The organism is Corallococcus sp. M7, from assembly GCF_054512695.1.
Genome location: NZ_CM137252.1, coordinates 7380677 through 7404305 on the forward strand (window position 1 = coordinate 7380677; position 23629 = coordinate 7404305).

At 70.3% G+C, this 23629-nt stretch carries 19 protein-coding genes; 13 read left to right on the top strand and 6 right to left on the bottom strand.

Annotation, left to right across the window (positions count from 1 at the left end; genetic code table 11):
* Nucleotides 1–2 precede the first annotated feature (2 nt).
* The gene (fusA, locus tag ACX114_RS29425) at nucleotides 3–2108 is read right to left on the bottom strand and encodes an elongation factor G (protein ID WP_459289969.1); all 2106 of its coding nucleotides are present in this window, start codon (nucleotides 2106–2108) and stop codon (nucleotides 3–5) included.
* A gap of 518 nt (nucleotides 2109–2626) precedes the next feature.
* Here fusA and ACX114_RS29430 point away from each other — a divergent pair.
* The 3 genes from ACX114_RS29430 to ACX114_RS29440 all read left to right on the top strand — a co-directional run bounded on the left by ACX114_RS29430 (nucleotide 2627) and on the right by ACX114_RS29440 (nucleotide 5615).
* Complete coding sequence (locus tag ACX114_RS29430) at nucleotides 2627–4129, top strand: hypothetical protein (RefSeq protein WP_459289971.1); 1503 nt, start codon at nucleotides 2627–2629, stop codon at nucleotides 4127–4129.
* Nucleotides 4130–4230: 101 nt separating this feature from the next.
* On the top strand, nucleotides 4231–5259 hold the full coding sequence (locus ACX114_RS29435; protein ID WP_459289973.1) for a prephenate dehydrogenase/arogenate dehydrogenase family protein: 1029 nt from the start codon (nucleotides 4231–4233) through the stop codon (nucleotides 5257–5259).
* Entirely contained in the window at nucleotides 5256–5615 is a 360-nt protein-coding gene (locus ACX114_RS29440; RefSeq protein ID WP_459289975.1) for a hypothetical protein, read from the top strand. The genes ACX114_RS29435 and ACX114_RS29440 overlap by 4 nt, the downstream gene beginning before the upstream one ends.
* Nucleotides 5616–5618: 3 nt before the next feature.
* On the opposite strand, the gene ACX114_RS29445 is transcribed toward ACX114_RS29440, so the two are convergent.
* Nucleotides 5619–6965 carry an alpha/beta hydrolase family protein gene (locus ACX114_RS29445; RefSeq protein WP_459289977.1) on the bottom strand — a complete coding sequence of 449 codons (1347 nt, stop codon included), beginning with the start codon at nucleotides 6963–6965 and terminating at the stop codon, nucleotides 5619–5621.
* 61 nt (nucleotides 6966–7026) lie between these two features.
* On the bottom strand, nucleotides 7027–7803 hold the full coding sequence (locus ACX114_RS29450) for a class I SAM-dependent methyltransferase (protein ID WP_459289978.1): 777 nt from the start codon (nucleotides 7801–7803) through the stop codon (nucleotides 7027–7029).
* Between the two features lie 173 nt (nucleotides 7804–7976).
* On the opposite strand from ACX114_RS29450, the gene ACX114_RS29455 reads away from it, so the two are divergent.
* The 5 genes from ACX114_RS29455 to ACX114_RS29475 all read left to right on the top strand — a co-directional run bounded on the left by ACX114_RS29455 (nucleotide 7977) and on the right by ACX114_RS29475 (nucleotide 13683).
* Nucleotides 7977–9215, top strand: coding sequence for a citrate/2-methylcitrate synthase (locus tag ACX114_RS29455; RefSeq protein WP_459289980.1), 1239 nt, complete (start codon nucleotides 7977–7979; stop codon nucleotides 9213–9215).
* A 78-nt stretch (nucleotides 9216–9293) separates the two neighbouring features.
* Nucleotides 9294–9848 carry a hypothetical protein gene (locus ACX114_RS29460; protein ID WP_459289982.1) on the top strand — a complete coding sequence of 185 codons (555 nt, stop codon included), beginning with the start codon at nucleotides 9294–9296 and terminating at the stop codon, nucleotides 9846–9848.
* A 177-nt stretch (nucleotides 9849–10025) separates the two neighbouring features.
* Entirely contained in the window at nucleotides 10026–10562 is a 537-nt protein-coding gene (locus ACX114_RS29465) for a hypothetical protein (RefSeq protein WP_459289984.1), read from the top strand.
* Nucleotides 10563–10659: 97 nt separating this feature from the next.
* Complete coding sequence (locus tag ACX114_RS29470) at nucleotides 10660–11211, top strand: hypothetical protein (protein ID WP_459289986.1); 552 nt, start codon at nucleotides 10660–10662, stop codon at nucleotides 11209–11211.
* A 54-nt stretch (nucleotides 11212–11265) separates the two neighbouring features.
* The gene (locus ACX114_RS29475) at nucleotides 11266–13683 is read left to right on the top strand and encodes a PQQ-dependent sugar dehydrogenase (RefSeq protein ID WP_459289988.1); all 2418 of its coding nucleotides are present in this window, start codon (nucleotides 11266–11268) and stop codon (nucleotides 13681–13683) included.
* A gap of 57 nt (nucleotides 13684–13740) precedes the next feature.
* On the opposite strand, the gene ACX114_RS29480 is transcribed toward ACX114_RS29475, so the two are convergent.
* Nucleotides 13741–15711: a cellulase family glycosylhydrolase gene (locus ACX114_RS29480; RefSeq protein WP_459289989.1), complete on the bottom strand. Its 1971-nt coding sequence runs from the start codon at nucleotides 15709–15711 to the stop codon at nucleotides 13741–13743.
* A gap of 236 nt (nucleotides 15712–15947) precedes the next feature.
* Between ACX114_RS29480 and ACX114_RS29485 the strand changes: the two genes are divergently transcribed.
* The 3 genes from ACX114_RS29485 to ACX114_RS29495 are packed head-to-tail and all read left to right on the top strand — an operon-like array spanning nucleotide 15948 to nucleotide 19689.
* Complete coding sequence (locus ACX114_RS29485) at nucleotides 15948–18383, top strand: ABC transporter permease (protein ID WP_459289991.1); 2436 nt, start codon at nucleotides 15948–15950, stop codon at nucleotides 18381–18383.
* A 42-nt stretch (nucleotides 18384–18425) separates the two neighbouring features.
* Complete coding sequence (locus ACX114_RS29490; protein WP_459289993.1) at nucleotides 18426–19199, top strand: hypothetical protein; 774 nt, start codon at nucleotides 18426–18428, stop codon at nucleotides 19197–19199.
* 22 nt (nucleotides 19200–19221) lie between these two features.
* A complete protein-coding gene (locus tag ACX114_RS29495; RefSeq protein ID WP_459289995.1) occupies nucleotides 19222–19689 on the top strand; it encodes a hypothetical protein in 468 nt (155 codons plus the stop codon).
* 26 nt (nucleotides 19690–19715) lie between these two features.
* On the opposite strand, the gene ACX114_RS29500 is transcribed toward ACX114_RS29495, so the two are convergent.
* The gene (locus tag ACX114_RS29500) at nucleotides 19716–20231 is read right to left on the bottom strand and encodes a GNAT family N-acetyltransferase (protein WP_459289996.1); all 516 of its coding nucleotides are present in this window, start codon (nucleotides 20229–20231) and stop codon (nucleotides 19716–19718) included.
* An 18-nt stretch (nucleotides 20232–20249) separates the two neighbouring features.
* Nucleotides 20250–21365 (bottom strand): alpha/beta fold hydrolase, encoded by a 1116-nt coding sequence (locus tag ACX114_RS29505; RefSeq protein ID WP_459289998.1) that lies wholly within the window; start codon nucleotides 21363–21365, stop codon nucleotides 20250–20252.
* Between the two features lie 232 nt (nucleotides 21366–21597).
* Between ACX114_RS29505 and ACX114_RS29510 the strand changes: the two genes are divergently transcribed.
* Nucleotides 21598–22335, top strand: a complete 738-nt coding sequence (locus ACX114_RS29510) for a dienelactone hydrolase family protein (RefSeq protein ID WP_459290000.1) — start codon at nucleotides 21598–21600, stop codon at nucleotides 22333–22335.
* 12 nt (nucleotides 22336–22347) lie between these two features.
* The gene (locus tag ACX114_RS29515) at nucleotides 22348–23628 is read left to right on the top strand and encodes an MFS transporter (RefSeq protein WP_459290002.1); all 1281 of its coding nucleotides are present in this window, start codon (nucleotides 22348–22350) and stop codon (nucleotides 23626–23628) included.
* The last annotated feature ends 1 nt before the right edge of the window (nucleotide 23629 follow it).

Below are 23629 nucleotides of genomic sequence, written 5' to 3' on the forward strand. Positions count from 1 at the left end.
CCTCACGCCCGCGCCTCGGCCGCCAGGGCAGCGGCCGACTCCGGCACCGGCTCGTACGTCCCCAGGCGCATGCTCGCCACGGCGCGTCCCTGCGTGCGGCCGCGCAGCGCCGTCACGTAGCCGAACAGGCGCGCCATGGGCACACGCGCGGACACGCACCGCGCCGTCCCCTTCGCCTCCATCCCCAGCACCCGTCCCCGCCGCGACGCCAGGTCACCCAGCACGTCGCCCAGGAACTCCTCCGGCGTCACCACCTCCACCTCCATCACCGGCTCCAGCCCCTGCACGCCCACGCGCCGCGCGGCCTCCTGAAGCGCCAGCGAGCCCGCCACCATGAAGGCCTGCGGCGTGCTGTCCTTCACGTGCGTGTCCCCATCCACCAGCCGCACCTCCACGTCCACCAGCGGCACGCCCTCCCGCACGCCCTTCGCCATGGCGCCAGCCACGCCCTTTTCAATGGCGGGCACCAGCTCCCGGGGGATGGAGCCGCCCTTCGTGGCGTCCACGAAGACGAGCCCCGCCCCTCGCGGCGCCGGCCCCACGTCCAGCACCACGCGCGCGTACTGCCCCGGCCCGCCGGACTGGCGGATGTGGCGGTACTCCTGGCGCACCGCGCCCGCGAGCGTGTCGCGGTACGCCACCTTCGGCTGTCCCACGCGCGCCTCCACGCCGAACTCCGACCTCAACCGGTCCACGACCACCTCCAGGTGCAGCTCACCCATGCCGGACAGCAGCACCTGGCCGCTCTCCGGGTCCACGCCCAGGCGCAGCGACGGGTCCTCCGCCGCCAGCCGTTGCAGGCCCTCCTCCAACTTCGGCAGCTCCGCGGGGGAGCGCGCCTCCACGGCGAGCTGCACCACGGGCTCCATCACGTTCAACGCCTCCAGCACCACCGGCGCCTCCGGGTCGCACAGCGTGTCGCCCGTGCGGACGCCCTTGAGCCCCAGCGCCGCGCACAGGTCGCCCGCGTGCACCTCCGCCACCTCCTCGCGGCGGTTGGCGTGCATGAACATCAGGCGCCCCACCCGCTCCTTGCGCCCGCTGACGGGGTTGAGGAGCACGGTGCCCGCGCGCAGCGTGCCCGAGTACACCCGCAGGAACACGATGCCTCCCACGGCCTTGTCGCTCATCAACTTGAACGCCAGCGCGGTGGGCGGACCCGAGTCCGACACGGGACGGCTGACGCGCTCGCCGGTGACGGGCGCAAAGCCCTCCACGGCGGCCACGTCCGCGGGTGACGGCAGGTAGCTGACGACCGCATCCAAGAGCATCTGCACTCCCTTCTTCTTGAAGGCCGACCCGCACAGCACCGGCACCAGTGTCCGCGCGAGCGTGCCGGCGCGCAGCGCACGCTCCAGTTCCTCCGCGGTGATGTCCTCCACCCGCCCGTCCACGAACTTCTCCATCACGCCCGCGTCCAGGTCCGCGCAGACTTCAATGAGGCGCATGCGGTACGGCAGCACCGCCTCCATCAGCTCCGGAGGCACGGGCGCGCCGTCGTCAAAGCCGCCGTCGTCGCCCTGGAAGCGCACCAGCCGCATGCGCACCAGGTCCACGAGCCCCTGGAAGTCCGCACCGTCGCCCACGGGCCACTGCACGGCCACCGGGCGCACGCCCAGCCGGTCCACCATGGACTGCACGCTCAGGGCGAAGTCCGCGCCCACCTTGTCCATCTTGTTGATGAACGCGATGCGCGGGACGCCATAGCGGTCCGCCTGGCGCCACACCGTCTCCGACTGCGGCTCCACGCCCTGGCTGGCGTCGAACACCGCCACCGCGCCGTCCAGCACGCGCAGCGAGCGCTCCACCTCGATGGTGAAGTCCACGTGTCCCGGCGTGTCCAGGATGTTGATGCGGTGGGGCACGCCCGCCTCACGCCCGTGACGGGGCTGCCAGAAGGCCGTCGTCGCCGCGGAGGTGATGGTGATGCCGCGCTTCTTCTCCTGCTCCATCCAGTCCATCTCCGTGGAGCCCGTGTGCACCTCTCCCGTGGAGTGGATGCGGCCGGTGAAGAAGAGGACGCGCTCGGTGAGCGTCGTCTTGCCCGCGTCGATGTGGGCCATGATGCCGATGTTGCGATACCGCTCGATGCGCGTGGTGCGAGACATGGAAGACTCCCGTTCCCGTCCGGGCAGCAGGGCCCGCGGGTGTGTATTGGATTGAGACGCCGGTTGGCTGAGAGGAATGGACCGGTGGCTGTCTTCAGGCGCGCACGCGCACGCGGAGCCGGAGCGGCACGTCAGGCCGCCACGGGAAGGCGCGAGGACACACGAAGGCACCCCCAGGGAGGGGACGGGCGGAGACGGAGCTCACGGTGCACGGGCAACCAGCCACGCGCGCACCGGAGGCCTCCGGTCCGCCTGCTCAAATATCGAGCAGGACCTCGTGACGGGGGGCGAGGCGCACGTCCGCCGCCGGCGCGAAGGCGCTCAGGACAGGCAGGGCATGGACGTTGACGGGCCTCATGATGAGACAGGAGTAAGACAGACAAGCCCCGCTGTCAACCCGGCGGCCTCCCCCGGGGTCCAGGCCCGGAAATAAATCCCGAAAGAATATCCGCCCCGCCCGCCGTAGATGTGGCGGTTGGCGACAGAAGCCAACCCCTGGTTCCTCCGAGGGGGAAGAGATGTCCACGTTCTACAAGCGCCTGCTGACGGCCTCCATGGGTCTCGTCGGCTTGAATGGGTGTGTCTACGGCTTCATCTATGACTCCGCGACGGGCAGCGCCGTGGAGGGCGTGACGGTCTACGTCGCCTCCGGCACGTGCAGCGGCACGGGCTGCGGCACCGGGCTCGCGACCCAGACGACGGACTCGTCCGGCCTCTACGTCTTCGACGCCTACGGCAACCGCCACGGCGAGGACAACGTCCAGCTGATCACCGCGGCCTCCGGCGAGGAGGCGGTGCGGCTCGTCTACTCCCGCGCGGGCTACCGCTCCGTCACCGTCCACCACCGGCCCAAGTACACGACGATGACGCAGGACGGGAACGAGTATGAGGTCTCCGCCGTGCAGTCCGTGTACCTGTGCGCGCTCAACGCCGTGGACACCGACGGTGACGGCGTCTGCGACGCGGCGGAGAACCAGTACGGCACCAACCCCAACAACCCCGACACGGACGGCGACCGCCTCAGCGACTTCGCGGAGCTGTACGGCTACGGCGGCGTCGACCTGCGCTACTGGGGCGCGGATCCGCTCAAGAAGGACGTCTTCGTGGAGGTGGACTACTACGCGGACCGCAAGCCCACGCAGGGCGCGCTGGACCGGGTGACGGCGGCCTTCGCCAACGCGCCGGTGTCCAACCCCAACGGCACCACGGGCATCGCGCTGCACCTGGTGCTGGACTCGCAGATCGCCGCCGCGGACGTCATCTCCAACCTGGACACCGGTTGGGTGGGCGTCGACACCCTCAAGAGCAAGTACTTCAAGTCGCGCCGGGCGCCCTTCTTCCACTACGCCCTGTTCGCGAACACCTACGGCACGACGACCTCCAGCGGCCTGTCGCGCGGCATCCCCGCCCATGACCTCATCGTGACGCTGGGCGGCTGGTCCACGCCGGGCGGCACGGAGCTGCAGCAGGCCGGCACCCTCATGCATGAGCTGGGGCACAACATCGGCCTCCAGCACGGCGGCAATGACAGCGCCAACTACAAGCCCAACTACCTGAGCGTGATGAACTACGAGTACCAGACGTTCGGCCTGCGCATCGACGGCGTGGACAACGTGCTGGACTACTCGCGCGTCCGCGTCGCCTCCGTGAGTGAGACGTCCGTCAACGAGGTGTCCGCCTTCGCGCCCATCGCCCCCACCACGGAGGCGGACCTGGCCCGCATCGGCGTGCGCATCAACGGCGTGCAGCGCACGGGCACCGCGAGCGCGAACCTGGACATCAACGGCAGCGGCGCCATCCAGGCCGCGTCCTTCGCCTACAACTTCAACCGCGACACCGACAGCGTGGACCTCTTCCCGGCGTCGCAGCACGACTGGCTGGCCCTGGTGTACGACGGCGCCGGGCAGATTGGCGACGGCTGGCTGGGCACCACCCAGGGTCTGAGCCGCCAGCAGCCCTTCTTCGTCGTCCCGGAGAAGACGGACTCCTGCCTCACGGAGCAGATGCTCCTCAAGCGGTAGTCCCCCGCCGTCCCTCCTGGCGAGTCGTCCCCCGCCGGGTCCCTCTTCACGAGGGATCCGGCGGTCGTTTATCGGCCCCGGGCCCGCGTAGACTCCGGCGCATGTCGCATGTCGCACTCGTGGGCTACGGACGTTTTGGACGCGCGCTGGGAACGCTGCTGGAGGCGGTGGGCGTGGAGCACCGCGCCCTGGATCCGGTGGCGGACATCCCGGAGCCGCTCCGCGCGCACTCGGTGGGTGAGCTGCTGGAAGGGGCGGAGCTGGTGGTGGTGGCGGTGCCGGTGCCCCAGATGCGGGACGTGCTGCGCTCCCTGCGGCCCCACCTGAAACCGGAGCACCTGGTGCTGGACGTGGGCAGCGTGAAGGTGAAGCCCGTGGAGGCGCTGACGGAGGTGCTGGGCGCCCATGTGCCCTGGGTGGGGACGCATCCCCTCTTCGGCCCCTTGAGCCTGGCCATGGCCGAGCGCCCCATGCGCGTCGTGCTCTGCCCCAACCCGCTGCATCCGGAGGCCGCCCCGCGAGCCCGGCGCTTCTATGAAGGCCTGGGCTGCGAGGTGATTGAACAGACGCCGGAAGGCCATGACCAGGTGATGGCGCGCACGCATGCCCTCACCTTCTTCGTGGCCAAGGGCATGGTGGACTCCGGCGCGGCGGCGGACGTGCCCTTCGCGCCGGCCAGCTTCAAGGCGCTGTCGCGCACCATCGAGACCGTGCGCGCGGACGCCGGCCACCTCTTCAACGCCATCCAGCAGGAGAACCCCTTCGCCACCGAGGCGCGCGGGAGTCTCCTCACGGCGCTCCAGGGCATCCACCGCGACCTGGAGACAGCGCCCACGGTGGCGCAGGCCACCGAGTCGGCGGGCGTCGCCGTGCCCGGGCTGGAGCCGGAAGCCCCCGCGCCCCGCGAGCCGCGCGAGCACATCGATGCGCTCGACCGCGAGCTGGTGGAACTGCTCGCCCGCCGCGAGGAGCTGGCCCGCCGTCAGCGCCGGGCCCAGGAGGCCGGCAACGAGCCCGCTCGCACGGAGACACTGCTCGCCGTGCGCCGGGCGTGGGCCCGGGAGCTGGGCGTGGACGCGCAGGAGGTGGAGGCCGTCTTCCGCGTCGTGCTGGGCAGCAGCCTGCGATGACGCGGCGGCCTTCGCCCCCCATCCGGCCCCGCCCGAAGCAACGCGCCCAGCAGCGCGCGGAGCGCCGGAGCCATGCACGGAAGACCCAGGCCTGGCAGCGCGAGGCAGCGGCGATGAAGCGCATCCTCGACCATGAAGAACGGCACGGGGGCATCTATGCGCTGGTGGCTGGAGACATCCAGCATTGGTCGCGCATGCCCCACGACGGCGTGCTCGTGCGGGACTTCATGATGATGAGTGACGGCTTTGCCTGTCGCCTCATCTACTACCTGAAGCGCCATGGCCGGGCCTTCTCCACGCTGGAGGAGGCGGAGTTCGTGCTGTTCGGTGAGCAGGCCAGTGGCGTGCTGGACTGAGCCTCAGAGGTACTCGTCCAGCCAGTCGAACATGCGGTGGTTGGCCACGGCCTGCGCGCCCTCCTGGCAGTGCAGGAGCCCCGTATCCTCCGCGGTGAAGAGCATGTAGTCCTTCGGGCACTCCAGCGCGTCGAAGAGCAGCCGGGCCTGGCCTTGGGAGAAGGCCTCGGCGGTGCCGTCCATCACCAGCGTGCGGCAGCGGATGCGGTGGACGATGGGCTCGTTGTTGAACCGGCGCAGCTCGAAGAGCAGGGCCGACGGCGTGCTCACGCCGTGCTTGGACATCGAGTCCTTCATGTACCAGCGATACAGGAACACCTGCTCCATCAGCTGGCCCATGGCCGCGTCGAAGGCCTGGGGGTCGCTGTCCAGGAGCGGCATCAGCTCCGGGAAGTACATGTTGAACTGCTCGAAGGAGGAGTCGCCCCAGTTGAGGACGCCGGGGTTGGGGATGAGGATCTTGATGCGCCGCTCGAACGCGGCGGCGCGCGGCACCAGCGCCCCGCCCATGCTCCAGCCCAGGAGCGCGATGCGCCGTGAGTCCACGCCCGCGATGCACAGGGCGAAGTCCACCACCGGGCGGATGACGTTCTCCCAGTCGTGGCGGAAGGGCAACCCCTGCTCGCGGATGGCCATGCCCTGGCCGGGCGCGTGCACGATGAGGCAGTGGTAGCCCCGCGCGAGCGCCGCGTCGATGACGTACTTGGACTCCTCCGGCCACGCGTCGCGGCCCTGCTGGAAGATGAGCAGCGGCGCGATGCTCCGGGCGCCCGGCGCGCGGAAGAAGTAGCCGGGCAGCGTGGTGCCCTCGTACGGGATGCGCACGGGCGTGCCCGGAATCTTCAGCAGGTGGAGCGCCTTGTTGTAGGCGTCCACCGCCTTGCGCCCGGTGGCGACCACGCTCGGGTGGCCAGGCTCGGGGTGGTGGATGAGCGCGGCGCGGTAGTAGTTGGCGGCGCGCAGGTAGGCATTGCCCGCGCTGATGGAATGGCGGCGGGACAGGCTCACGTCACCCATGGCGCGGATGCGGTCGGCGGTGCCGACCCACTCGTTGGGCCAGCTCCAGTCATCCCCCGCGACGATGCGGCTCGCGGTGTCCAGCACCTCGCTGATGTCCGACTGCGCGCTGTACGTCCCGGCCAGGAAGTGCAGGAGCTGGCTCTCCATGATGGGGTCCGCCATCAGCCCCAGCTCCCACCAGGGCCGGGGCTCGTCAGCGGACGAGGCGGACGATGAGGTCGTGGACGGCCGTCCGGCCGCCGCCGCCGGAGCGCCCCGGAGGAGCGCGAGCCCCCCGGTCAGCCCCAGGCTGGCTTGGATGAGGGAGCGACGGTCCAGTGTGATGCCCATGGTCTCTGGCCTCCAGCGAAGTGCTGGCGGGTTGAACACCCCGGGCCTCCACTTCTGTCACTCACCGCGTCGCGACCAGGGCGAACACGCGGTGCGGCACGGCGTACGGCGCCTGGGGGAAACGCTCCGCGAGGAGCTTCGCGTGCGCGACGTCGAAGCGGGCGGCCTCTTCATCCGAAAGCACCGGGCCCACCTTGGCGCTGGCGCGCACCCGCCCCAGCCAGGCCTCGCGGGAGTAGTGGACGACGGTGTCGAAGGAGAAGGACTCCAGGCCGGTGAAGCCCGCGGTGGCGACGTCCTGGAACCAGCGCGGGTAGATGCCGGCGTCATGCCCGAATTCGACATAGGGCGCGACCTGGGAGGGATTGAAGGTGTCGATGAGGGTGTGGACGACCTGCACGACGTTGCCCGGCAAAGGCAGCCAGTCGAAGTGCGCGATGACCAGCCGTCCTCCCGGTGCCAGCACCCGGAAGGCCTCGCGGGCGGCGGCGGCGCGGTCGAACCAATGCCAGCACGTGCCGGCGGTGACGAGCCCGAAGGACTCCGGCGGAAGACCGGTCCGCTCCGCTGGCGCCACGCGGAAGTCGATGGACAGCCCCTCGTCGCTCGCGAGCTGGCGGGCCGAATCCAGCATGGACGTGGAGAGGTCCAACGCCGTGACGGCCCCTCCGCGCCTCGCCAGTCCCCGCGCGAGCGTGCCCGTGCCCGCGCCCAGGTCGAGCACGCGCTGGCCCGGATGAAAGATGCCTTCACGGATGAGCCGCTCGAAGAAGGCTTCCGGAAAGCCGGCGCGGTGCCGGGCGTAGTCCTCCGACGTGCGGCCAAAGTCCACCTGCATGGCATGTCCTCCAGGGTTCGGGGCTCCACGCGTCCCGGAGGAAAGACCCGTCGACAGCGGCCGCGCGCCGCGCCGACACTCTCCTTCCAGGAGGTGGATGGAGCATGGATAGACGCCGCGGTGGACGCTCTCAATCTCGATTCGACCATCGACCTGAGCGCGAGGAAGCCCTGGTGTCGGCGAGCGAGGCCGCGGCGCTGCTCGGCGTGAAGCTCGCGACGCTCTACACCTACGTGAGCCGCGGGCTGGTGCGGTGCGTGCCGGTGCAGGGAACGAAGGAGAACCGCTACGCCCGCGCGGACCTGGAGCGGCTGAAGGTCCGCCACGACGCGAGGGCGGGACACGCGGCGGTGGCGGCCGGAGCGCTGCGCTGGGGCGAGCCCGTCATCGACTCCGCCGTGTCCCGCGTGGAGGCCAAAGGCCTGGCCTACCGGGGCAGCCACTCCGCGGTGGAGCTGGCCACGAAGGGGCGCTCCTTCGAGGACGTGGCGGAGCTGCTCTGGTCCGGCGCGCTGCCCAAACACCGGGACACGACGTGGCCCACGCCGCGAGCCCCCTTCCCTCCTGCCGCGCTGGCGGCGCTCCTGCCCCAGGGCACGCCTCCCGCGAAGGTGCTGGCGACGCTGGTGTCGCTGCTGGGCGCGCGGGACGCGGTGCGCTTCGCGGCGCCACCGGCTCAAGAACTCGAGCGGGCCCGGGGCCTGCTGCGTCACCTGGCGGCGTGGGTGTGCGCGGCCCGGGCGCCGGAGCGCGTGGCCTCCGCCCTGAGGGAACGGACGGTGGCGGACTCGCTGGCGCACGCGTGGGACGCCCGCTCAGCGCACGCGCCGGAGGCGTTGAACCAGGCGCTGGTGCTCTGCGCGGACCATGAGCTGAACGTGTCGACGTTCGCCGCCCGCGTGACGGCATCCTCCGGCGCGGACCTGTACGCGTGCGTGGGCGCGGCGATGGCGGCGCTCTCCGGCGCGAAGCACGGCGGCGCGTGCGACCGCGTGGAGGCGCTCCTCGCGGAGGTGGGCCGGCCGGAGCGGGCGAAGGAGGTGGTGGACACGTACGTGCGACGGGGCGAGTCGGTGCCGGGCTTCGGCCACCGGCTGTATCCCCAGGGAGACCCGCGCACGCCTCCGCTCATCCTGGCCGCGCGGGAGCTGCGCCCGGATGCGAAGGCGGTGCGCGTGGGCTCCGCCCTGGTGGAGGTGATGCGCGACGCGGGACATCCCGCGCCTTCGATGGAGGTGGGGCTGGTGATGCTGGCGGAGGCGCTGGCGCTGCCGAAGGGCGCGGCGGCGACGGTGTTCGCGGTGGGGCGCTCGGCGGGCTGGGTGGCGCACGTGCTGGAGCAGCGGGAGCAGGGCCATCTGCTTCGCCCCAGGGCTCGCTACGTCGGCCCCTCTTCACCAGGGACGGATTGAATTCATCCGCCGGGATTCAGGGTGGACACGACGATGTTGGTGGACCCGATGCGATTCTTCAACCTTCGGAGCCACTGCATGAAGAAGACCGCCCTGCTGACCTGCCTGCTCGGATTGCTGGGAGCACTCCCGGCCAGCGCCGCTGAACTCAAGGACGTGTTCGGCAAGGAGGTCCCCATCGGGCAGGGCCGTCCCACGTTGGTGCTGTATGCCAACAAGGGCACCAAGGAAGAGCTGCGCCAGCGCGCCTCCCAGTTCATCTACGACGTGCGGGAGAAGAAGCCCATCGTCGTCATCCACGTGGACCTGCGTGACGTCCCGGGCCTCTTCAAGGGCATGGCGCGCGGGGAGATCCGCAAGAGCCACAACGAGTCGCTCGCCGCCATGAAGGACCTGTACCGCCAGAAGGGCGAGGCACCGCCCGCCGAGCTGGACTCGTCGCTCTACATGGTCGCGGACTCGAAGGGTGAACCCCACAAGTCCATGGGCCTGGAGAAGGGGTTCGACCGCGTGTTCGCCCAGGTGCTTGGCACCGCCGGCCAGGAGCTCGCGCGCGGGGCCTTCTCGGAAGGTGCCCGGAAGCTCAGCCAGGCGATGACCGCCGCGCCCGCCGTGGCGTCCCGCACGCCCTGAGTTCACGGGGCGTGCTCCCGAGGCTCTCGCCCCGCGCGTGGGTAGACGACAGGGATGAAAGGCTTTACCTTGCTGGCGCGCTAGTCCTCGCTCACCTGGAACCCAGGAACATGCCTGGGATTCAAATGATGGGCGGGGACGGCGTCCAAAGCCTCACATCCCCCGAGACACTCCCCCATGTTCAAGTTCAAGACGTGCAGCCTCGCCGTGGTGGCCCTTGCGTTCAGCGCCTGTGGCCCCGCCCCGGAAGCGACGGAGCCGGCCCCCGGCGGCGGCGACATCGCGCAGGTCCAGTCCCAGGTGACGAAGGCCATCCCCGGCACGACGTGCGTGGTCGAAGCGACGAAGCCCTATACGTATGACATCGGGGGTCCCATCAGCGCCCAGGCCTCCGCCTGGGATTGCGACCAGGACTACCCCATCATCTACATCTGCTCCATCGTGGAGCAGCGGTCGGTGAGCAGCACGGGCACGGTCACCTGGACGGCCATCCCGGGCAGCCGCAGCTGCTGGCCGGAGACGAACACGGACTTCGGTGGCCAGACGGCGAACGCCACGCCCTACGCGGCGGGCGTCTACCGTCAGCGTGCGCAGGCGGCCATCAAGCTGAACGCCACCACGTGGACCCCGGCGCAGCCGTCCACCTGCGCCACGCTCTCCAGCGACATCCCCTGCAAGTTCACCGAGGTGGTGTCCGGCAACGCGACGCTGTAACGCGCCACGTCGTGGCGTGAAGTACCACGGACCCCAGGTGCGGACCCGGGCGGGCGTTGGCTAGTCTGGCGCCTTCCCGTTCCACCTGGAGTCTTTCATGCACATCGAATCCTCTCGCAGCGCCCGTTCCCCGAAGGCCGTGTCGTTCCTCCGCATCCCGGTGCTGCTCGCCGTGGGCATGATGACGATGGGCAGCGGCATGGGGAACCCGGGCTGTGGCAGCAGCAGCGGCGGCGACGATTCGCCTTTCGTCTGTGAAGGCGGCTGCGCCATCTCCGGCACCTATACAGTCCAGTACACCGACACATCGCCCCCGGAAGACGGCTGCCGGAAGCTGGGATTCGACCTGCCCACGGGGCCGCTCGTGTTGTCGCTGAATGGCATCAACGTCACGGGCACGTTCGCGGGGTTGGAGCTGGAGGCCCACTACACGGGCGGGTCCTCGCGGGAGCTCGACCTGCTGGGCGCGCGGAAGGTCACGGAGACGACCGGATACAGCATCCGGATGAACTCGACGGTGGCCGCGCCCGCGCCCCAGTCCTCCTCCGACCGCTCCGTCATCGAGGGCACGTTCGAGCTGAACGCTGCCACCTCTGACGATGGCGGCACCGAGTGCAAGATCCTGCGGAACTTCACCGCGACCCGGTAGGGAGTCGTCCGGGTGGGGCCTTGGCCCCACTCGGGGTGCGGTAGGTTCGGGGCCATGCGTACTCCCCTCATGGCCTCGCTGTTGTTCCTGATGATGTCCGCGCCAGCCCGGGCCGCCGTGCCAGGGGGCTTCGTGGAGACGAACTACTCGTCCAATAGCCTGACGCCGGCCACCGGCATGGCGTGGGCTCCGGATGGTTCGGGGCGCCTGTTCGTCACGCTGAAGAACGGCGTCGTGCGCACGGTGGCCATGAAGGGCGGTGTCCTGGAGACGCAACCCGGCACCTCCACGCTGGTGACGCGCACGTTCGCCACGGAGCCCGCGGTCCACACCAACAGCGAGTGTGGCCTCATCGGCATCGCGTTCGACCCGAACTACGTGGTCAACCGGTACGTCTACTTCTTCGTCACCGTCTCCGCCTCCGAGCAGCGCATCGTCCGCTACACGGACGCCGACGGTACGGGCATCGCGCGCACGGAGGTCGTCACCCGGCTGCCCACCGCGGGCAACAACCACGACGGCGGCGGGCTGGGCTTCGGGCCGGACGGGAAGCTCTACTGGTCCATTGGCGACCTGGGCAACGGCTCCGGCGTGGACGCGGACCTGACGTCGCTGGCGGCCAAGGTGGGCCGCGCCAACCTGGACGGCACGCCCGCCAATGACAACCCGTTCAACGACGGCGTGGGCCCCAACAACGAATACATCTGGGCGCGCGGCCTGCGAAACCCGTTCACCTTCACGTTCCAGCCCACCACCGGACTCTTGTGGGTCAACGACGTGGGTGATGGCTACGAGCAGGTCCTCGTCGTGACCCGGCGCAGCCACGCCGGCTACAACGACTACGAGAACAACCAGCCCGTGGGGAACGACTCCATCACCCCCATCATCAAGTACAGCACCAACGGCGCTGACTCGCGCAGCATCACCGCCACGGGCGCGGTGCGCAGCGGGGGCATCACCACCTTCACCACCGCCACGCCGCACGGCTTCCGCAAGGGTGAGAAGCTCACGCTCGAAGGCGTGGGCGACACGAGCTTCAACGGCGAGTTCTACGTCGCCAGCGCCAACAACGCGCCCACCACGACCACCTTCACCGTGGCCCAGCCGGGCCTGCCGGACGCCACCAGTGGCGGGGGCACCGCGCTGACGCAGGCCCTGGGCGGCTCCATCACCGGCGGCACCTTCTACGACGCCACCCTCTTCCCACCGGAGTACCGCGGCAACTACTTCTTCGGCGACTTCAACAGCGCCCAGGTGACGCGCGCCACGCTGGCGGCGGACAACTCGGTGGCGACGGTGGACGAGTGGGGGACGGGCTTCTCCGCCAACGTGGACATGAGCGTGGGGCCGGACGGCGCGCTCTACACGCTGGGGTACACCAACGGCGTGGTGCGCCGGGTGACGCCCACGGCCACCGGCCAGAAGCTGGTCGTGTCCGGGCTCAACCTGCGCCTGATGGAGGGCGGACGCGCGGCCTTCACCGTGCGGCTGGCCGAGGCGCCCTCCGCGCCCGTGATGGTCAGCGTGGCGCGGGCCATGGGCGGCTCCGAGGACCTGCGCCTGTCAGGCGATGGCACCCTCACCTTCTCTCCCGAGAACTGGAGCGTGCCGCGGGTCGTGGTGCTCGAGGCGGTGGAGGACGCGGATACGGACGCGGACGTTGCCACCTTCACCGTGGCCTCGGAGGGCCTGACGACCGAGTCGGTGGTGGCCACCACCATCGACACCAACGCGACCCGGCTGGTGCTGTCCACCCCCCGGCTCACCGTGCCCGAGGGCGGCACCGCTACGTTCGACGTGTCCCTGTCCCAGCGCCCCTCTTCGAACATCACCGTCACCGTGGCGCAGACGCAGGGGGATCCGGACCTCACCGTGGCCTCCGCGTCCACGCTCGCGTTCACGACGTCCAACTGGAGCACGCCGCAGACCGTCACGCTCCGGGCCTCGCAGGACGCGGACAACGTGGATGGCACGGCCACCATCACGCTCGCCATGCCCGGTCTGGACGCACGCACGTTGGAGGCCGTGGAGGCGGATGATGAACCGCTCCAGCCCACCATCTCCTCCACTCCCGTCACCACCGCCGTGGTGGGCGTCGAGTACCGCTATGACGTGGAGGCGGTGGGCCGGCCACAGCCCACGTATTCGCTGGAGGGCTCGGTGCCGCAGGGCATGAGCATCGACGCGGCCACCGGCCTCATCACCTGGACGCCGTCGGCGGCGGGCTCCGTGGACGTGCTCGTGCGGGCGACCAACGGCGTGCCGCCGGACGCGGAGCAGTCCTTCACCCTCACCGCGACGGCGGAGCTGGGCGAGCCGGATGCAGGCACCGGGACTCCGGACGCGGGCACGTTCAGTCCGCTGCCCGAGGACGACTCCGGCTGCGGCTGCGGCGCGGCCCCGGTGGCCCCGCTCGCGTGGCTGGCGCTCGTCGCGCTGGCCACCCGGCGCAAGCGCTCGCGCGCGAGCTGAGGCCCCGCTGAAACCAACGCGGGAGGGCGCCCGGGGTGGACGCCCTCCCGCGCGGTATCACGGCTTGCTGAGGTGCCGCTCCAGCACCTGCGCCTGGGACAGCGGCACCAGGCTGGGTTCAATCTGGTAGACGTTGTTGATGTTGGGCCACGTGGTGCCCTCCCAGGTGCCCGTGGTCCACATCGTCGCGCCAATCCCCTGCGCGTCGAGGAACTCCAGGAGCAGCTCGCCGTCCGCGTTCCAGGCCGCGGCGTCATTGGGCCGGATGACGGAGTTGGGCCAGCCGAACTCGCCCACGAAGCCGCGCACGCCGTGGGCCGCGACCCAGTCCGTGAAGTTCTTCATGCGGGCCACGCCGCGCGCGCCCACGGAGGCGTAGCCTTCCGCCTGGGCCCAGGCGAGCTCCTGCGCGTGGGTGTTGTCGTAGCGCCCGCTCCGGTCGAAGTAGAAGTGCGCGTGGTACATGACGTTGTTCTTCGGGTCCGTCACCCAGGGCGCCGGGTGCTGCTCCGGCCACTCCTCCGCCGAGGCCCAGGAGTAGCCCTCCACCATGATGAGCTTGTCCTCGCCCAGGCCGCGCAGCGCGTCCACCGCGGCCTGCGAGTAGGACTCCCAGACCTGGGGCGGCGTCTGCTGACCTGACTGCGTGCCCTGCGCCACGTTGTCCACGTAGAAGACGAACGGCGCGCTGCCGTCGCTGGAGTCGACGATGAACTCCACGGAGAGCAGCTTGTTGTTCGCCCACGCCGTGTCCGGGGGCTTGAAGTACACGCGGGTGTCCACGCCCTTCGGCACGTCGATGGAGTCACCCACGCGGTACTGGTAGGCGCCGTCCACCAGCAGCAGCCGCGCCTTGACGGTGCCCGGCGTCGTGGTGGGGACGAAGACCTTCGCCTGCAAGGTGGCGCCGTTGGCCGCCGAGGCGCGCTTGACGGAGGCGGACAGCGTCGCGCCCAGCACCTTGCCGCTGCCGGCGCTGGCGGTGGTGACCATCTTCAGCGAGCCCTGGCCGTTGCGCACCTCCCGGCTCACGCTCGTGGTGGACGCGTCGCGCGGCCCCCAGCTCTCGGTGGAGGACTCGAAGCTGGCGAACGTCACGGGGTTGGAGAACGTGCCCTCCTGGTACGGCAGGTCATGCGGCTCGTTCATCAGGTCGTAGGCCCACAGCGCGGCGTACGCGGAAGGGTTGGCCCGGATGGCGGTGGCGATGCGGCGCCAGCCGTCCGCGTACTGCGCCTTCGTCGGCGCGCCCGTGGAGCCGAAGGGCCGCGACACGCCACCGGAGGTGAAGCGCGCGTAGTTGTGCATGTCCACGATGACGCCCAGGCCCGCGGCGTTGGCGTACTCCAGCGTGTCCAGGAGGTAGTTCTGGTACGTGGTGTTGAGCGCGCCGTTGAGCACCGGCTGGATGCGCTCCCACAGGAACGGGATGCGCACCACGTCCATGCCGCGCGACTTCAGCCGCTGCATGCCGGCCAGCGTGGGCTTGGGGTAGTGCGTGCCCAGGGTGCCCGGCAGCACGGTTCCAGCATTGCCCAGGTCCATGATGTTGATACCGCGGCGGTAGCTCTTCGCGGCCACGCCGTTCACGTGGAACGTGTACATGTCATGGACCTTGGCCACGTCCATGTAGACCGTCGTCCCGGCGGCGTTGGTCGCCTTGGTGGTCCAGAGGTACTCGCCCGTCGTCAGGTTCGCCGGGACGGTGAAGCGCGGCTCGTAGCGCTTCTTCTCGCCCGCGGTGAAGCTCTGCCCCGTCAGCGTCTGGGAATACACGACGGTGGAGGAGATGGCGCCGCCCGGCGTGTACGGGCGCACCTGGAACGTCACGGTGACGTTCGACACGGCCTCTGCGGACTGCGGGACGATGGTGAAGCCCACCGTCTGGCCTGACGCGGCCGTCTTGGGCGCGGTGTACGCCCCCGTGTTCACGAACGTGAGCGCGCTCGCGGAGAGCGGGAGCCCCGTCAGCAACAGGGGGATGGCGAGGAGGAGCTTCGAGGGCACTCCGTGAAACATCGGCTTCATTGCTGCTTCCTTGTCAGTGATGGCGCTGCGGCCCCCGGCTTCGCCCCAACCCGGCAGGAACCCTTGGAGTTCCTGCTTTCAAGCCCTTACAGGTTGATGACTGGGTGCGGCAAGGTTCGTGCACCCGTGTCCGGAAGCGGGATGCGGATTCCCAGCGCCGGTCAGCGCCTCCGTCATGTCGCCCGGGCGTGGCTGTCCGGGCTCCATGGCATGAGCCATGCTCAACGGCGTCCGTCATGGCTCCCCTCCTCCTCCAGGACCTCCTGCTCGCGCTGCGGCGGCTGCGTCGCAGCCCCACCTTCACCGTCGTGGCGGTGGCCACGCTGGCGCTGGGCATTGGCGCCAACGTCGCCATCTTCAGCGTGGTGCACGCGGTGCTGCTGCGGCCGTTGCCCCTGCGCGACGACGCACAGCTCGTGCGCCTGTTCAGCGTGGGCCGGCAGGGGCCGGGGCCGACGTCGCCGCCGGACCTGATGGACCTGCGCGAACAGGCGCGGACCTTCGAGGGGCTCGCCGGCGTGGCGCCCGTGCAGGTGACGCTCGGAGCGGACCGGACGGAGGCCTCGCCCATGAAGGTGCAGGCCGGGATGGTGACGGCCGGGTTCTTCCAGGTGCTGGGGCCTCGGGTGCAGTTGGGCCGTGCGATCCAGGCCGGGGATGACGCGCCGGGGGCGCCCCAGGTCGCGGTGCTGTCACATGCGCTCTGGCAGCGCCGCTTCGGCGGCAGCCCGGATGTGCTGGGGCGCACGGTGAACCTGGGCGGCCCCCTGCCGTGGACGGTGGTGGGCGTGATGGCGCCGGGCTTCGACTTCCCGTCGCGCGCGGAGCTGTGGACGCCGCTGGTCCAGGACGAGTCCATGACGAAGCCGGAGGCGCGAGGCGCGCACTGGCTGGAGGTGTATGGGCGGCTGGGGCCCGGCGTGAGCCTCGAGCGGGCGAGGGCCGACGCGGCGGCGGTCGCGCGGAGCCTGGCGGCGCGGTATCCGGCGACGAACGCGGAGATGGGCGCGAGCGTGGAGTCCTTGCGCGACGTGCTGGTGGGACAGGTGCGCCCCTCGTTGTTGTTGCTGCTGGGCGCGGTGGGGCTGGTGCTGCTCATCGCGTGCGCCAATCTCATGCACCTGCTGTTGGCGCGGGCCGCGTCGCGCGAGGCGGAGACCTCGGTGCGGCTCGCGCTGGGCGCCAGCCGGGGGCGCATCGCGCGGGAGTTGCTGGTGGAGAGCGCGCTCCTGTCGGTGCTGGGAGGCGGTGCGGGGCTGCTCGCGGCGATGTGGGCGCTGGATGCACTGGCGGCGTTCGGGCCCCGGGACATCCCGCGCATCAACGAGGTGTCGCTCGATGGCACCGTGCTGGCGTTCACGGCGGGCCTGTCGGTGTTCACCACGCTGCTCTTCGGGCTGGTGCCGGCATGGCAGACGTCGCGGGTGGAGCTGGCGCGCGTGCTGCGGACCGCGGGCGAGGGCGCGGGCGGCGCCGCGCATCACCACCGCACCCGCGCGGCGCTCATCGTGGCGGAGACGGCGCTGGCGGTGCTGCTGCTGGTGAGCGCGGGCCTGCTGCTGCGCAGCTTCGTGCACCTGCGCCGGGTCGACCCGGGCTTCCAGCCGGAGGGCGTGTTGACGGTGAAGCTGAGCCTGCCGCCCATCCGCTACGCCATGGGCGGCGCGGCGCCCGCGGCCTTCTACGACGGGCTGCTTGAGCGGCTGCGGGGTCTGCCCGGGGTGAGCGTGGCGGGCGCGGTGAACGCGGTTCCCATGGAGGGAAAGCGCTGGACGCTCGCGGTGCGAGACCCGCTGCGGCCGGTGGCACCGGGCACGGAGCCCTGGCAGGCCAGCATGCGCATCGTCACGCCGGGCGCGTTGGAGGCGCTGCGGGTGCCCGTGCTGAGCGGCCGGGGGCTGCTGCCAGAGGACCGTGGCGCGGGTGGGCGCGCGGTGTTGATCAACGCGGAGGCCGCGCGCCGCTTCTGGCCGGGAGAGGACCCGCTGGGCCGCACGCTGGACCTGGACATGGACCTGGGCAACGGCGCGTTCGGAGGCCGGGTGGTGGGGGTGGTGGCGAACCTGGCCACGGAGGGGCTGGCCGCGCCCGCCGCGCCGGAGGTGTACGTGCCCTATGAGCAGGCGCGGACGACGGACATGGTGCTGGTGCTCCGCACGACCGGAGAGCCCCTGGCGCTGGCCGGGGCGGTGCGGGCGGAGGTCCGGGGCCTGGACGCGAACCTCGCGGTGGGAAGCCTGCGGACGCTGGCGTCGGTGGTGGATGAAACGGTGGCGCCGCTGCGCTTCTATCTCCTGCTGGCGAGCCTCTTCGCGGGAGTGGCGCTGGTGCTGGCGGCGGTGGGGCTCTACGGAGTGGTGGCCTACGCGGTGGTGCAGCGCACGCGAGAGCTGGGCATCCGCATGGCATTGGGCGCGCGTGCGAACCAGCTGATGGGCATGGTGTTGAGCCACTACCTGCGGCTCACTGCGATGGGGCTGGTGCTGGGTCTGGCACTCGCATGGGGCGCCAGCCGCGCGCTGTCCCATCTGCTCAACGGCGTGGGGCCCACGGATCCGCTCACGTATGGCCTGGTGGTGGCGGTGCTCGGCGCCGTGGCCTTCCTCGCGGCGCTGTTGCCAGCACGAAGGGCCGCGCACGTGCCCCCCGCGGTCGTGCTCCGGGCGGACTGAGCTCCGCACAGGCATCCGGGCAACCCGCTATCCTGCGGAACAATGCTGCGGACCTGCACCTTCCTGTTCGTGCTGCTCATGGCCTGCGCAGGCCCCCGCCTCTACTACCTGCGCTCCGAACTCCCCATCCTGGAAGGGCGGTTCGACCTCGCGGTGGCCCCAGGTCCCTGGCAACACAGGGACATCCCTGTCGTCGTATCGGACGCAGGCGCGATTCCGGATGACCTGGTGCTGCCGACGCTCCGGGCGCTGATGAACCTTCCGGGTGCGATGGATGCCTGCGACCCGAACACCGGCGGTCCAAGACCGGATGCATCTGAATACTGCGTCGCCCTCTACAAGACGCCGCAGGACTGGCGTGTTTCATGGCCCATCCGCAACCTCATGAAGGAACACAGCTCGTGCCAGCCTCCCTTCGGTGGCGTCGACGATGAATCCTTTGGTCGGAACCTGCCCATCGTCGGCTTCGCGCACAATCACCCGTGCGCAACGAACATGAGCAGTGACGACCTGACCCGATTCCCAGCGGTGAAGATGGCGGACGGGCTGTGGACGATGGTGTCCTATGCCGCGAGCCCGGATGGCCAACTGGCGCGCGACTCGAGGAATCGGTTGATTCCCGCATGGGCCTGGCTCGCCACGGGACACAAGGACGAACCTCGCTTCTATAAGTGGAACCCAGCGGGAGAGGTCTTCCAATGGAATGAGGCCAAGGCGCTTTGGGAGTTCCAGGCGAATTGTCATCCACAAGAGGCTTCCGGCATGCGCAGCCCCCGCATGCTGCTGCCCCGCTGCTCACCCGAGTTGAAGTGGTAGAAGCGACCTGGAGCCTGTCCCCATGCTGAAGCTTCCTCATCACGTCCTTCTCATCACGCTCCTGCTGGATGGAGGCACGCCTCCTGCCTCTTCGGGCACTTCCGCGAAGGACGGGGGCAGCGCCGTGGCGATGGATGCCGGCGGAGGCACGACCGCCCGCGCGCCCATCATCGCGGAGGGGATTGAGTGGCCTGACGATCTGCGTCCCCTGGCAACGCTGGACGGACCTGCGGTTCTCGCCGCCCATGCGGCCTTGCAGCGGCTGCTGGCGGGCTTTCCCAAGGAGTATGCGAAAGACTGCTCTTATACCGCCAAGGCCATGGAGGTCTCCGTCGCCCAACACGGCGGGCTGTACTTCGTGGAGATCAAGCGAAACGTCGAGAAGTGTGGCTGGGCAGCACCGGGATTCAATCCCTCCGCGCACTGGTATGAGCTGTATGCCGTGTCGGCGGACGGGAAGGTCCTGGCGCGCTATCCCTATCATCCCTGAAGGCGCGTGTTGCCTGTGAGTGGGCTTCAGGGAACGAGGCGCTTGAAGAAGAGGACCGTGGGGTGCAGCTCACCGTCGGTGTGCCGCGCCCAGTCCGGAATCTCTCCGGCGCGCTGCCACTGGCAGTGCTGGTAGACGGCCTCCGCCTTCGAACCCGCCAGCGTGTCGAGCACCAGCAGCGTGCGCCCCGCGCCCCGCGCGTACGCTTCGACCTCCTGGAGCAGCCGCGACGCGAGCCCCTTCCCCCGGTCCCGCGAGTGCACGAGCAGCTTCTGCACCTCCGCGCGGTGCAGCCCGTTGGGACGCAGCGACGGCGCGAGCTGCACGGTGCCGTCGATGCGCCCGTCCACCTCCGCGACCCAGAGCAAAAGCCCCGGCCCCAGCGCCGCGAGCACGCCCCGCCAGTACTCCACCGCCGCGTCCCGCGTGAGCGGCGGCAGGAAGCCCACCGACGCGCCTCCGTCGACGGAGTCGATGAGCAGTTCGGCCAGCGCCTCCAGTTCCCCGGGGGTCGCCTGTTCGATTCTCCGAATGGAAATCATCCCCACCAGTCTAGCGGCTCACGGCTGGGGCGGCTTCGGGGGCTTCGGCGCGGGGGTGACGCGGGCGCCGGTGAAGCGCAGCAGCTCGTCCATGAGGACACGGCGGCCCCGCTCCGGCCGCTCCAGGTGCACGAAGTGCGTCGCGCCCGGGAGCACCACGGCCTTCACGCTGGCCGCGTGGTTCAGGTGCTCCTGGAGGCGCGTGACGTCCTCCGGCCGGCTCCAGAAGTCATTCTCCGCGCGCAGGATGAGCACCTTCCCCGTGATGGACGCTCCGTCCCACAGCTGCCGGCCCGTGGCCAGGTAGAAGCTGTCCTCCAGCGCCCCGGACGGCGCCCGGAAGGCGAACGGCGTGCGGGATGGCCCCAGCGGATCACTCGTGACCGCCTCGCGCTGGAACGACGCCGCCACCTCCGGGTCCCTCCACTTCACCCGCTCCTCTTCCGCCTCTGGCAACTGCCGGTCCCACACCGCCATCAGCGACGCGCCCGTGTTCCAGCGGTAGGCGCCAATGCCCTCCGCGTTGAAGTGTCCCGGCCGCTTCGGGTCCTCGAAGTCCGTGCCCCTGCCCAGCATCTTGTGCTCCGCGCTGCCCGCGTACAGCGCGTTGAGCATCACCAGGTGGCTGACGTTGTCCGGATGGAGGCTGGCGTACATGCCCGCCCAGTGGCCTCCCGTGGCCCAGCCCACCAGCCCCACGCGGCGCTGCCCCGTGCGCGCCTTCACCCAGCCCACCACCGCGTGCACGTCCTGCACGACCTCGTGCGAGCCCACCAGGGGCCGGCCCTTCGCGGGCGTGCTCATGGCCAAAGGCCGCGTGGAGCCGCCATAGCCGCGCGCATCCATGAGGTACACCGCATGCCCCGCGCGAGCGAGCTCCGCCGCGATGGAGCCGCCCTCGACGGGCAGGTCGAACGAGGCCCGCCCCGGCACCCGCGCACCATGCAGGAAGATGAGCGGCGGCAGGTTGGCCACCTGCATGCCCGCGTCCTTCACCTCGCGCACGGACACCTCGATGCCCTCCTCCGACGGCACCAGGAACTCCGCGCGCGTCACCTCCGCCCGCGCGCTGGACCCGGCCAACGCGCCCACCAGCACCAGCATCCGGATCACGGCCGCGCCTTCTCGATGCATGAGCACCCTGCCCTCCCGCTCCATGGACTGCGATCCTGCCAGGAGCCGCGCGCGAGCACACCCACGACATGCGCGGCGGGAGCACCTGCGTCAAGGGAGCACAGGCAGGCAAGTGTCCTTTTCGCGCGGGGAGGCGGGGGCCCGTCGCGAAACGGATGGCGCATCGCCCGCGCGTGTGGTGTCACCCTCCTGCCGGGCACACGCACCGCCCGCGCTGGAGGTCACCCACGCCATGCAGGACGTCGACATCAAGACCGCGGATGGAGTGATGGACGCGAAGCTGTTCCAGCCGGAGGGCTCGGGGCCGTGGCCCGCGGTCATCATGATTCCGGATGCCTTTGGCATCCGGCCCGTCTTCGAGGACATGGCCCGGCGCCTGTCGAAGTCCGGCTACGTCGTGCTGCTGCCCAACGTGTTCTACCGGGAAGCGCCCGCCTCGAAGCTGGACCTCAAGGGCACCTTCGCGGACGAGGCGTTCCGCAAGCGCATCTACGCCCTCATCGGCACGCTGACGACGGAGCGCCTGAAGCAGGACGCGGGCGCCCAGCTGGACTTCCTCTCCCGGCAGTCCTCCGTGAAGGGCCCGAAGGCGGGCGTGGCCGGCTACTGCTTCAGCGGCGGCATCGCCGTGCGCATGGGCGCGGACTTCCCGGACCGCATCGGCGCGGTGGCGTCCTCCCATGGCGGCCGCCTGGCCACGGATGCGCCCGACAGCCCCCACCGCCTGGTGAACCAGGTGAAGGGCGAGCTGTACTTCGGCCACGCGGACAACGACAACTCCATGCCCGCGGACGCCATCCGCACACTGGAGGCGGCGCTGAAGGACGCGGGCGTGAAGTACCGCTCGGAGCTCTACCCCGGCGCGCAGCACGGCTATTCGGTGCCAGGCACGCCCCAGTTCAACGCGGAGGTCGCGGAGACGCACTGGAAGAGGCTCGAGGACCTCTTCGGCCGCACGCTGAAGGCCTGAGCCGCAAGCCCGATGTCCACCGTCCGGCAACGGTTGCTCTCCATCTTCGGCGGCTCGGTGGGCAACCTCATCGAGTGGTACGACTTCTACGTCTACTCCGCGTTCTCGCTGTACTTCGCGCAGGCGTTCTTCCCGGACGCGGATCCGCTGGTGCGACAGCTCAACACCGCCGGGGTGTTCGCGCTGGGCTTCCTCATCCGGCCGGTGGGCGGCTGGATGATGGGGCTCTACGCGGACCTCCGGGGCCGAAGGTCCGCGCTGACGTTGTCCGTCACGCTGATGTGCCTGGGCTCGCTGGTCATCGCCGTGTGCCCCACGTACGCGAGCATTGGCGTGGCGGCGCCCGTGGTGCTGATGCTCGCGCGGCTGCTCCAGGGCCTCTCCCTGGGCGGTGAGTACGGCACCAGCGCCACCTACCTGAGCGAGGTGGCCACCTCCCGCCACCGGGGCTTCTACAGCTCCTTCCAGTACGTCACGCTCATCATGGGACAGCTGCTGGCCACGCTGACGCTGCTGGTGTTGCAGCGGCTGGTGTTGACGGGCCCGCAGCTGGAGGCCTGGGGCTGGCGCATCCCGTTTGGCATTGGCGCGGCGCTGGCCGTCTTCGGCTTCTACATGCGCCGCAACATGGTGGAGACGGAGGCCTTCACCCGCGAGGCCGCGAAGAAGTCCGAGCACCACCCCATGCGGGAGCTGTTGCGCCACCCGAAGGAGATCGCCGTCGTGGTGGGGCTCACCATGGGCGGGACGCTGGCCTTCTACACGTACACCGTCTACATGCAGAAGTTCCTGGTGAACTCCGTGGGGCTGACGCGGGACGAGGCCACGCTCATCTCCGCGGGCTCGCTGTTCCTCTACATGTTCCTCCAGCCGGTGCTGGGGTCCGTCTCCGACCGCGTGGGCCGCAGGCCGGTGCTGATGGGGTTCGGCGTGCTGGGCACGCTGTGCACGGTGCCGCTGCTCACGGCGCTGACGCGGACCAGGGACGCCTTCACCGCGTTCCTGCTGGTGCTCGCCGCGCTGGTCATCCTCTCCGGCTACACGTCCATCAACGCCGTGGTGAAGGCGGAGCTGTTCCCCGCGCGCATCCGCGCCCTGGGCGTGGGGCTGCCCTACGCGCTGACGGTGTCGCTCTTCGGAGGCACCGCGGAGTACGTGGGCACGCGCCTGAAGCTGGCCGGGCATGAGACGTGGTTCTTCTGGTACGTCACGGTCTGCATCTTCTGCTCGCTGCTCGTCTACACGGTGATGCCAGACACGCGGCGCCACAGCCGCATCGACGCCGCGTCCTGAA